Here is a 10,228-nt window from a genome sequence, read left to right on the forward strand (position 1 = left end):
GTCAAAGGGGGAGAGGGGGATTTTTATTGTGAATTCATGAAATAAAACAGAGTAATCTTCTAACTTACTATTATGCATTTTTTACCTTACAATATATTCTCTGAGAGAATACTCGCGGGAATTAAGGGCTCACAGCACTCTTTCTGAAATATTGTTATGGCAAAAAATTCGAGCTAGTCAATTTCGAGGCTATAATTTCAATAGACAAAAGCCCCTCAACAATTTTATTGTTGATTTTTACTGCAAAAAATTAAATCTAGTTATTGAAATCGATGGTGATTCACATTTTAATGAGGAAGCTGTAATTGAAGATCTGAGACGTCAACAAATCCTGGAGAATCTTGGTTTAAACTTCATCAGGTTTCTTGACATAGACGTAAAGAAAAACATGGGTTATGTTCTCGGTGAATTAAATTTTTTCATAGATAATTGGGAAGATAGAAACGGAGTTTCTAGAAGCTGTTTTAAATAACAAATCCCCCTACCCCCTTTGTAAAGGGGGAGTACCTCAAATTTGAACCTCTGACTCGTCCATAGAAATTTAAATCAGATATAACACACAAATTAGAATAATGCTCGGTTCCTCATTAAACCGCGCCATAAAACAAACGATCTGCTAATTTAAGAGCTATCTCTTATTTCGAAACCGTTCGAAGCGATATTTACTCCCCAGATTTAAGCATTAAACTTTAAACCTTTAACCATTTAACTATTTAACCTTTTACAGCTCCTCCTTCACTTCACATATGCTTCAATCAAACGTTCCGCGCATCTCTCCCCATCCATGGCTGCGGACACTATTCCTCCTGCATATCCAGCGCCTTCTCCACATGGGTAAAGCCGCTTGATCTGAACATGCTCAAAAGATTCCCGATCACGTGGTATTCTAACTGGCGAAGAGGTTCTACTTTCAAGGCCAATCAACTGAGCATCATTGGTATAGTACCCCTTCATTTTATTACCAAAAGCCTTAAAAGCCATAGCCAGACGCTCTGAAATAAAATCCGGCAATACACTTCTCATTTCCACTGAATTCAGGCCTGGCTGATAAGATGTGTCGAGCAAGCTGGAACTTACTTTTTTGTCTACAAAATCCACCATGCGTTGAGCTGGAGCCACTTGGGTTTTTCCTCCTGCCTCCCAAGCTTTTCTCTCAATAGCTGCCTGAAACTCCATAGCGGCTAATGGACCAAACTTTTGATATTCAGGTAAATCTTCTAATTCCACCGAAACCACAATTCCAGAATTGGCAAACTTACCATCCCTGCGACTTGGACTCATTCCATTTACCACTAATTCTCCCGGAGAAGTGGCGGCAGGAACTATAAAACCACCTGGACACATGCAAAAACTAAAAACCCCTCGCTGCTTTTTTCTGAATTCAGTCTGATGAACCAATGAATAAGCAGAAGCGGGTAGATAAGGTCCCCGATCTAAACCACAGTGGTATTGAATGCTGTCGATAAGGGTTTGACTATGCTCAATTCTTACCCCTAATGCGAAAGGTTTGGCTTCAATGGTTATTTGCTTGCTGTGGAGCAATTGAAAAATATCCCGGGCTGAGTGACCTGTAGCAAGTATCACTCCTATTCCTGTGATTTTGTCCCCGTGCTGAGTCACTACACCTTTAATCTCATTTCCTTCCAGAATAAAATCTTCCACACGGGTGTCAAATACTACTTCTCCACCAAATTGCTTGATGCTTTCCCGAAGGTCTTCTACCAATTTTGGAAGTTTATTCGTACCGATATGAGGATGTGCATCCACTAGAATCTCTTCCGTGGCACCATGTGCCACAAGGATTTCCATGATCCTTCGAATATCTCCACGCTTCTTAGATCTGGTATAGAGTTTTCCATCTGAATAGGTGCCTGCCCCACCCTCACCAAAGCAATAATTGGAATCTGGATTCACCAGATGTTCCTTATTAATCGCCGCAAGATCTCTTCGGCGGGATTTGACATCCTTTCCCCTCTCGATCACAATAGGCTTTACTCCAAGCTCTATCGCCCGAAGTGCTGCAAAAAGTCCAGCTGGTCCTGCTCCTACAATAATAATGGGGTCTTCGTTACTTACATTTTGGTATTCCGGCTTGTGATCAAGCAATGCTGGAGGAGTTTCCTTGATAAAAAGTTCAGCCTGGATATTCACCTTTACGTTTCTGCCTCTAGCATCAATTGAACGTTTTACTTGTCTGGCAATCGCCTCAGTTGAATCTGCTGGAAGGCCAGCTTTCTTGCGTACTACTTCCTGAAAAGTGATAGGGTCATATGCCTCATGAGGGCTCAATTGTAAGTTGAATTCTTTTTTCATTGTAAGGTAGTTATCCTTAAAAAGGGGATTGCAAAGATAAGGTTTTTGGGTGTCAGTTGGTTATTAGCAACGTCACTGCGAGGTGAGGAACCAGCCGCGGCAGTTTCAACAGATGAACTGGTATCAGTTGTTGGTTATCCCGATAGCTATCGGGAGTTATTAGTTCTGCCTAAGTAGGATTAGAATTTAAAATGAAAGAATTTAAAATTTAAAAATTACCTCTAGCGGAAGATGATCACTCGTTTAACCTTTAAGCTTTTAACCCTTAACCTTTAACGATTACCCTCTAACAACCAACAACTAATTAAGTCTATCCAGTACTTCAAATCTGGAGGAGTTGGAAATATACTCAGGCACAATTACTTTCAAGTGTGATACTAAATCATTTTCAGAATTTTTGGCCACCAAATTTATGAATAGTTCGATTTGACCATCGATCTTGTGATAAGAGGAAGGAAGTACTTGAGCTATTTTGATCTTAGGATGGTGGGTGATTTTAACCGTTTCATAATCATTGAGTAGCTCTTCAAAAAGCTTCTCCCCTTCTCTCAAGCCTGAGAACACCACTTTAATATCCTCACCTACTTTTTTGCCTGACAGTTGAATCATCTTATGAGCCAAATCCAATATTTTTATTGGCTCGCCCATGTCAAAAATATAAATTTCGCCTCCTTCACCCATAATCCCTGCCTCCAATACCAATTGACAAGCCTCTGGAATAGTCATGAAATATCTAGTGATTTCTGGATGAGTCACAGTAATTGGCCCACCATGCATAATTTGCTTTTTGAATAAAGGTATCACCGAGCCATTCGAGCCCAATACATTTCCAAATCGAGTAGTTATAAACTTTGTGTGATAACTTTTATGATTTCTTTCCAAATATTCGTTCAGCGCCTGCACATACATCTCAGCAGCTCTTTTGCTGGCACCCATTACATTGGTAGGGTTTACTGCTTTGTCTGTTGATACAAAAACAAATTTGTCAACTTTAGACAAAACTGAAATATCTGCAAGTAACTTGGTTCCTAGTACATTGGATTGTATAGCCTCTTCAGGATAATTTTCCATCATCGGCACATGCTTGTAAGCAGCTGCATGAAATACGACTTGAGGTTTATATACTTTAAAAATTTCCTTTACTTTCTTTTTATTTCGTAAATCACCAAGCACTATCCTTATGGGGCAATAAGAATAATTTTCTTTAAACTCCTGCTCCACATCATACAATGCAGATTCTGCAATATCAAACAATATAAGCAGCTTGGGTTCATAATGACAGATTTGCCTACAAAGCTCTGAACCGATAGAGCCGGCAGCACCTGTCACTAGAATCACCTTTCCCTCCAGATCTTGATGTATTCTTGGATTATCCAAAATTATCTGTTCACGACTAAGCAAATCCTCAATTTTCACTTCTCGAATTGCTCCAGCAGTCAAGCCACCATTGATCCACTGATCTACAGGAGGAACTATGGAAACAGAAATTTTCAATCTAAGGCATTCGTCAATCACTTCTTTCTTTCGCTGAACAGAAAGATTTCTAACCGCAATTATCAATTCAGTTATACCAAACTGTGTTATCAGTCTTTCAAGATCTCCTAACCCTTTGTAAATCCGTTTACCATCAATGTTTTTACCTTCTTTTTTGGGATCATCATCCAAAAATGCAACTGTATTAAAGAGAATCTTACTATCTCGCTTAATGGCTTCTTGGGCGATAATCCCAGCTTCTCCTGCTCCGAAAATAATCCCGTTCTTCAGCTCCTTGACCAAAATCCCGTTTTTGAGGTAGACGAAAAGTTCTTTAACCAACAAGCGATAAAAAATCAGCATAAAGATCGATGAAAGACTTGCTATGATCAAAACCGAGGTTGGAAGTAAAAACCTATCATTCAAAAAACTCCCATGAAAGAAGTTTAAGCAAAGAAAAAGAATGAAATTGATTATGACAGTTTTAAAAATATTTAATCCATCTCTAAAGCCCGTATGACGAACAATGCCTTCATAGCTTCGAGTATTTTGCATTACCAATAAACCACCAACCATAAAGGTAAAACTTCCTGCAAAGGCATCGTATTGCTCAATCAGGGCTAGCTCAAAATTGAAACGTACCAAATACCCAAACAAGGCACAGTGAAAAAGAATAAAAGAATCCAAAGTAGCAATTATCCATCTGGGAAGGATTTTTAACCTCGACAAAAAATTCATAGTATAAATCTATTCAAATTGCTAAGTTATATATCTCTTGATCGACTACTTAATTAATGAGCAAAGTTAAGTACTTTTTCAACTTATCTCTAAATTCTAGTTAAAATAAAGTAATAATATTTTGCGTTAATCGAATTTTCAAAAGATAGTTCATGCTTAATTACGATAAATTACCAAATAGTGGATTTACCTGGTGAAATTTTTCCTCATACAATTGCCATTTCTAAGCGTTCGCTTTTCGAGTGCCTTCAAACCTTCCCATGGAAACATGTCCTTGTTGAGTAATTCCTTTTCCAAGTAACACATTAAGCAATGTTTGGAAAAGGATTCTTACGTCTAAAAGGAAGGTTAAATTATCTACATACCACACATCAAATTTAAACTTGCTATCCCAAGAAATAGCATTTCGTCCGTTTACCTGTGCCCAACCTGTCACGCCCGGCTTTACTTCATGCCGTCTGGCTTGCTCACTAGTATACAAATTGAGGTAATCAAATAGCAAAGGCCTTGGACCAACAAGACTCATGTCCCCTTTCAGAACATTGATTAGTTGGGGGATCTCATCCAAAGAAGTTTTTCTTACCATCCTGCCAAAACTAGTAATCCGCTCAGAATCAGCTAACAGATCTCCATTTTCATTAACTAAATCTGACATGGTCTTGAATTTCAAAATCTGGAATGGAACATTTCCCTTGCCTGGCCTTGACTGCGAAAAGAATGGCGTCCCTTTGTGGTGAATGCTTAAGACAATCAGCAAAATTAAAAATATGGGCAAAAGAATTATGAACATTAAAAAAGCAAGAATTATATCTATTCCTCTTTTAAGCCAATTTCGATAAATCACTTATTTAAATATTTTACTAAGTTTCGAATAAATTACATCTACAATCATTTCCTGATCCTGAAGCGTCAAATCTACTGAACTTGGGAGGCAAAGTCCATTTTCAAACAGGTTCTCTGCCAGACTTCCTCCGTAATATGGAGTCATATTGAAAACTGGTTGAGTATGCAGAGGTTTCCACAGATACCTACTTTCAACTCCCTTTTTCATTAATGCTGTTTTCAATTGTTCATTAGAAAAACCTGTCTGCTCCTTATCCACTAAAATAGCAGTAAGCCAATAGTTAGATATTGAATCAGCAGACTCAGTTTGAAACCTAATACCAGGAAAATCTTTCAGCAAAGCCCTATACCTCTGGTTTACTAGTCTTCTACTTTTGATAAAAGAATCTAACTGTTCTAGCTGAGCAAGTCCTACTGCAGCAGAAAGATTATTCATTTTGTAATTATAGCCAACTTCCAGGTGATGGTAGAAAGGAAAGTCTTCCCTTGCTTGAGTTGACAATAACTTTGCCCGTTGAATTAAAATGGAATTGTTTGAAATCAAAGCTCCCCCACCTCCGGCAGATACAATTTTATTTCCATTGAATGAAAAAACACCAATTTGGCCAAAAGTACCGCATGCTATCCCTTGATATTTGCTTCCAATTGCTTCAGCAGCATCTTCCAAAACAGGTATGTCATACTTATTTGATATTTCAAGTATCTCCTTAAGTTTAGCAGGCATTCCAAACAAGTGTACTATAACAATAGCTTTTGGTTTTCTGCCTTTGGAAATTCTGCTGAGGATAGTGTCTTCAAGAATCTCCGGACAAATATTCCACGTGTCTCTTTCGCTATCTACAAAAATCGGCTTGGCTCCCAAATAAACTACAGGGTTGGCTGACGCGCAAAAAGTAAAGGACTGACAAATCACTTCATCTCCAGGGCCAATGCCCAAAAGCACCATCCCCAAATGCAAAGCTGAGGTTCCTGAATTTAAAGCAACAGATTCATGAGTCCTTAGCCTTTTGGAAAGCTTGCTTTCGAATCTATCGATAAATTGACCGGAAGTCGCGATGTGTCCCGAGCTTATCGCCTGTTGGGTATATAAATTTTCATTGCCTTTAAATACTGGAAATGATAGTGAAATAGGTAGAGTCATGCATGTTTTTAGCTAAGACTGCCAAAATATACTATAAAATATCAAACCTCCATATCTCAAATCACAATGGAAAAGCCACTAAACGAGTGTAATTACTTACTTAATTGATTTATAAAATTAAGTAATTGTGAATTTTGAATTAAGGAATACATCTCACCACACCCAACTTTTACACTTCATATTTAAATATAAACCATTAACTACTAAATATTTACGACTTAATTCAACTTTCTGATATAAGAATTTATTGCTCGTTAATCTCATCCAAAGCTTAGCCATATAGCCAAAAAAAAGGAACGAAATGGGTAGTATAAAATAATTTAAAAAAATTTTAACAAACAGCATTTTTTTGTGTTTGAAAATACACCTACTCAATAAGTCAAACTAAATTTAAAAAGATGACCGATGGGATTTTTTAGGGTTTAGTGGGAGTAGATTTTAGAAAAACAGCAATTGAATTGAGAGGTTATAGTTGTCAAATAAAAGTATGATTATCCATAATGATGCCAGTAGCCATATTTTCTTTGTTTTACTGGCTGGAAGACCGATGACAGATGACCGAAGTGGCCTTGACGATAGTGTTTTCCGAATCCTATAATACTTTTGTCGCTTTACTGGTAGAAAAGCGGATATACATAAAAAGAAGATATAAAAAATACCCTTTGTAAAAAACTGGAAATCTAGTGATCTTTGCACCCAAAGTAAATTTACAAGTAAAGCACTTTTGAAAAATAGATTCACCCAGAATTACCAATCAGCGAAGAGAAATCTTGAAATTAATTCAAGCTATCTACTGCCCCAAGAGCAAGGGGAAATACTGGTTTCCGAGAAATTGAACTGGTTCAACCTGAGTATAAAAAGATTCATTGATCTGTTTTGTTCCATAGGATTAATGATAGTAATAGGTTGGTGGCTTTTTCCCATTGTAGCCATCCTGATTAAACTAGATTCTCCCGGGCCTATTCTCTACACCCAAAAACGGGGAGGAATTGACAACTCTGTATTCAACTGTTATAAATTCCGTTCGATGACTATTGATAAACGGGATGATTTGAAGCCAGCTACCAGAAATGACCCCAGAGTCACGAAAATAGGAAGAATGCTAAGGAGAACCAGCATTGATGAATTGCCTCAAGTGTTTAATGTGATCTATGGAAATATGTCCTTAGTAGGTCCAAGACCACTTATTTTGTCACAGAATGAAAAAAATGCCAAAAAAATTGAAGGATATAAGAACAGGCATTTGGTCAAACCAGGAATTACAGGATTGGCTCAGGCAAAAGGGTATCGTGGTGAAACAGAATTGCCACATTCCATCTATTTCCGATATAAACTGGACATGTACTACATCAAGAATTGGAGTGTAGTCTTTGATCTAAAACTTATCTGGATGACTGCTGTGACCATTTTTTCCGGTGATGAAAACGCTTATTGATTTTTTATTAGCCGATGCTTCAGCGGTTTATAAATCACAGGTCAAACTATGGATAGCCCCTGGTGCAACCGTGGGAAATTGGTATCTGCAATGGGGACACCCCTAAAGGGACGGGTCTGCGACAGCTCCCGATTCACTCCGTTTCCGCATCGCTTACTCTCGGAATTAAAAATCTCTGAACAAGCTCAACGCGCCCAAACAACTAGCTAAAGTTGTTGAAGGAATAACTGTCTTAATGTTTTGCAGACAAGGCTGAATTTAGATGGGTATAAGCATGGTGGGGATATACCTTTAGCCAGTCTAAGCCGTTCTTGTCATCACAAAGAGCTACGGATGTGATGACACAAATTGTAGCAAAAGGGAATGATAATTCGTTCATACTGGATTGAATCTGGCCTGAAAGGTCAGCATAACCCAGCGATGGGTAGCGCCCATCGCTAGTTGATCGGCAAATGATCCTAGCCCTGAAAGGGCGAAATCAACACTGGTCCCTAACAGACGGAATTACAAATTCCTAGAATATGTGATCGGGATTGCATCCACGATAATTATCGGAACCCGATTATCCTAGCTTCGAGGTTTTGGAAACCTCAAAGGTTGACACTTAAATTTGGCCAAGAGTGCGGAATACTATCCTCCACCACCCGTTATTTTACCCAAACATATAGAATCGGAAAACATACTTTTTTCAGAACGCTCTGAATAAAATGAGAAAAAAACATATACTCCAGGTACTTCAGTGCCGGAATCAAAGGTAAGCCATGGCAATTGTATTTCCTGATACCCGTCTTTTCTATAGCGTAACCCCTGAACACTGAAAACCCGCTGGTGAACCGTATCATATACCACCACAAATGTCATGTCGGAATCCCGCGCGGAACCATCCCAGCTATTTGAAGTCCATTCTATCGTGAATTTCCCTGAACCCAAATCCGTTAGAAATGCATCCCGCACTCCTGTCAGATCTCCTGAGGACACAAGCATTTTCTCTGGCTGCAAAACCGGAGCACCGTCTAGCGGATAGATGGCATTTTTGAGCATCAGGCTTTTTGCCCGGTCGATTCCCCGCTTTGCTCCTTTACGATAGGCATCAAATCCTATGGCCAGTTCTTTTTTCAAAGGGGACAAAAATTGCTGTACCAGCGCGAATGCCTCCTGATGATAAGTTTGAAGCGGGGTGGTATTGCCTGTCCTCTGACCGGGTTTGGTCCTGATCAGCGTCTGCCCATTTACCTGATAAAAAATGAGGTTTCCGACCTTTCCGGAAAATCCGCTGTGCAAATCGTCTGTTACTTTTCCCATAGCTTTATAAGATTTTATATCAATGAATATTCTTCTTTGGCAGGTATGCTTTCCGACTGGAATCTGATCCGTATCTAGGCCATACCATCACCGTATCATCTACGGTGCAGGTCCGATGAACTATCGGAGATGCATCGGAGGAGCATCGGAGATGCATCGGAGATGCATTGTAGAAGCATCGGTTTTGATGCTATCCATGTGGCTAGGGTTATGCTGCATTTCTACCATGGGCTGGATCTTATTCCTAACTGACTACTANGCATCGGAGGAGCATCGGAGATGCATCGGAGATGCATTGTAGAAGCATCGGTTTTGATGCTATCCATGTGGCTAGGGTTATGCTGCATTTCTACCATGGGCTGGATCTTATTCCTAACTGACTACTACCTAAATCATATACTTGAGTATGACCTCTTCGGGGATCCCCGAAAAGAGTGAAAAGTCCAGAAAAACCGTATCTGAAAAGGCTCTCAACACCGTTTTGGAAGGAGTTTTGGTGCGGAATGACTGCTCATCAAAAGCTACGTCTGATGGGCCGAAAATCCTAAACAGCTTCAGCCCATCCTGCATTTCCTGAAAAAGCCCCCACATAGCCTTCATTGATATAGCGGCTTTTTTCATCCGCCATATCCACCTTTTTGAGTATCCCGTTTCTCGATACCGAGCGTAAAGTGAGTTTGTGATAAACAGCCTCGTAAGACTCTTCTGGAAACTTTTTGATTGTATTGTAATCAGCAATTAATTGCTCCATGTATATGTCCATAACCCTGCGTTAAAAATTTAAACCAAAAGAAAATATGAAGTTTAAATGATGTATAAACTTCAAAAAGTCGAGTAAACAATCGATAACTGTGAGTTAAGTTTATGTTAATAAAACCACAATTGCAAGAGGTAATTTTTAGTAATTATAAAATACCTTCAATAAAACCGGAAATATTTCCTGATTTAGCATAATTATTTCATGCAAGCGGAAATAGCTCCTG

General features: G+C 38.9%; 9 protein-coding genes. 2 read left to right on the top strand and 7 right to left on the bottom strand.

Features of this window, described 5'->3' with window-relative positions; translation table 11 throughout:
- Positions 1-151: 151 nt before the first annotated feature.
- Positions 152-472 (top strand): endonuclease domain-containing protein, encoded by a 321-nt coding sequence (locus SYJ56_RS24470; RefSeq protein ID WP_323838794.1) that lies wholly within the window; start codon positions 152-154, stop codon positions 470-472.
- A gap of 263 nt (positions 473-735) precedes the next feature.
- Here SYJ56_RS24470 and SYJ56_RS24475 read toward each other — a convergent pair whose 3' ends face one another.
- The 4 genes from SYJ56_RS24475 to SYJ56_RS24490 all read right to left on the bottom strand — a co-directional run bounded on the left by SYJ56_RS24475 (position 736) and on the right by SYJ56_RS24490 (position 6,508).
- Positions 736-2,313 carry an NAD(P)/FAD-dependent oxidoreductase gene (locus tag SYJ56_RS24475; RefSeq protein WP_323838795.1) on the bottom strand — a complete coding sequence of 526 codons (1,578 nt, stop codon included), beginning with the start codon at positions 2,311-2,313 and terminating at the stop codon, positions 736-738.
- A 300-nt stretch (positions 2,314-2,613) separates the two neighbouring features.
- Positions 2,614-4,524: a polysaccharide biosynthesis protein gene (locus tag SYJ56_RS24480; protein ID WP_323838796.1), complete on the bottom strand. Its 1,911-nt coding sequence runs from the start codon at positions 4,522-4,524 to the stop codon at positions 2,614-2,616.
- A 223-nt stretch (positions 4,525-4,747) separates the two neighbouring features.
- Complete coding sequence (locus SYJ56_RS24485; RefSeq protein ID WP_323838797.1) at positions 4,748-5,368, bottom strand: sugar transferase; 621 nt, start codon at positions 5,366-5,368, stop codon at positions 4,748-4,750.
- Positions 5,369-6,508, bottom strand: coding sequence for an aminotransferase class I/II-fold pyridoxal phosphate-dependent enzyme (locus tag SYJ56_RS24490; protein WP_323838798.1), 1,140 nt, complete (start codon positions 6,506-6,508; stop codon positions 5,369-5,371).
- A 724-nt stretch (positions 6,509-7,232) separates the two neighbouring features.
- On the opposite strand from SYJ56_RS24490, the gene SYJ56_RS24495 reads away from it, so the two are divergent.
- Positions 7,233-7,943, top strand: a complete 711-nt coding sequence (locus tag SYJ56_RS24495; protein WP_323838799.1) for a sugar transferase — start codon at positions 7,233-7,235, stop codon at positions 7,941-7,943.
- Between the two features lie 630 nt (positions 7,944-8,573).
- Here SYJ56_RS24495 and SYJ56_RS24500 read toward each other — a convergent pair.
- From SYJ56_RS24500 to SYJ56_RS24510, 3 genes are all read right to left on the bottom strand, one after another.
- Complete coding sequence (locus tag SYJ56_RS24500) at positions 8,574-9,245, bottom strand: DUF6266 family protein (RefSeq protein ID WP_323838800.1); 672 nt, start codon at positions 9,243-9,245, stop codon at positions 8,574-8,576.
- Between the two features lie 387 nt (positions 9,246-9,632).
- On the bottom strand, positions 9,633-9,845 hold the full coding sequence (locus SYJ56_RS24505) for a hypothetical protein (protein ID WP_323838801.1): 213 nt from the start codon (positions 9,843-9,845) through the stop codon (positions 9,633-9,635).
- Positions 9,790-10,008: a hypothetical protein gene (locus SYJ56_RS24510; protein ID WP_323838802.1), complete on the bottom strand. Its 219-nt coding sequence runs from the start codon at positions 10,006-10,008 to the stop codon at positions 9,790-9,792. The genes SYJ56_RS24505 and SYJ56_RS24510 overlap by 56 nt, the downstream gene beginning before the upstream one ends.
- Positions 10,009-10,228: the final 220 nt, after the last annotated feature.

Origin of the sequence: Algoriphagus aurantiacus, from assembly GCF_035156405.1 — a bacterium.
GTDB classification, from domain to species: domain Bacteria; phylum Bacteroidota; class Bacteroidia; order Cytophagales; family Cyclobacteriaceae; genus Algoriphagus; species Algoriphagus aurantiacus.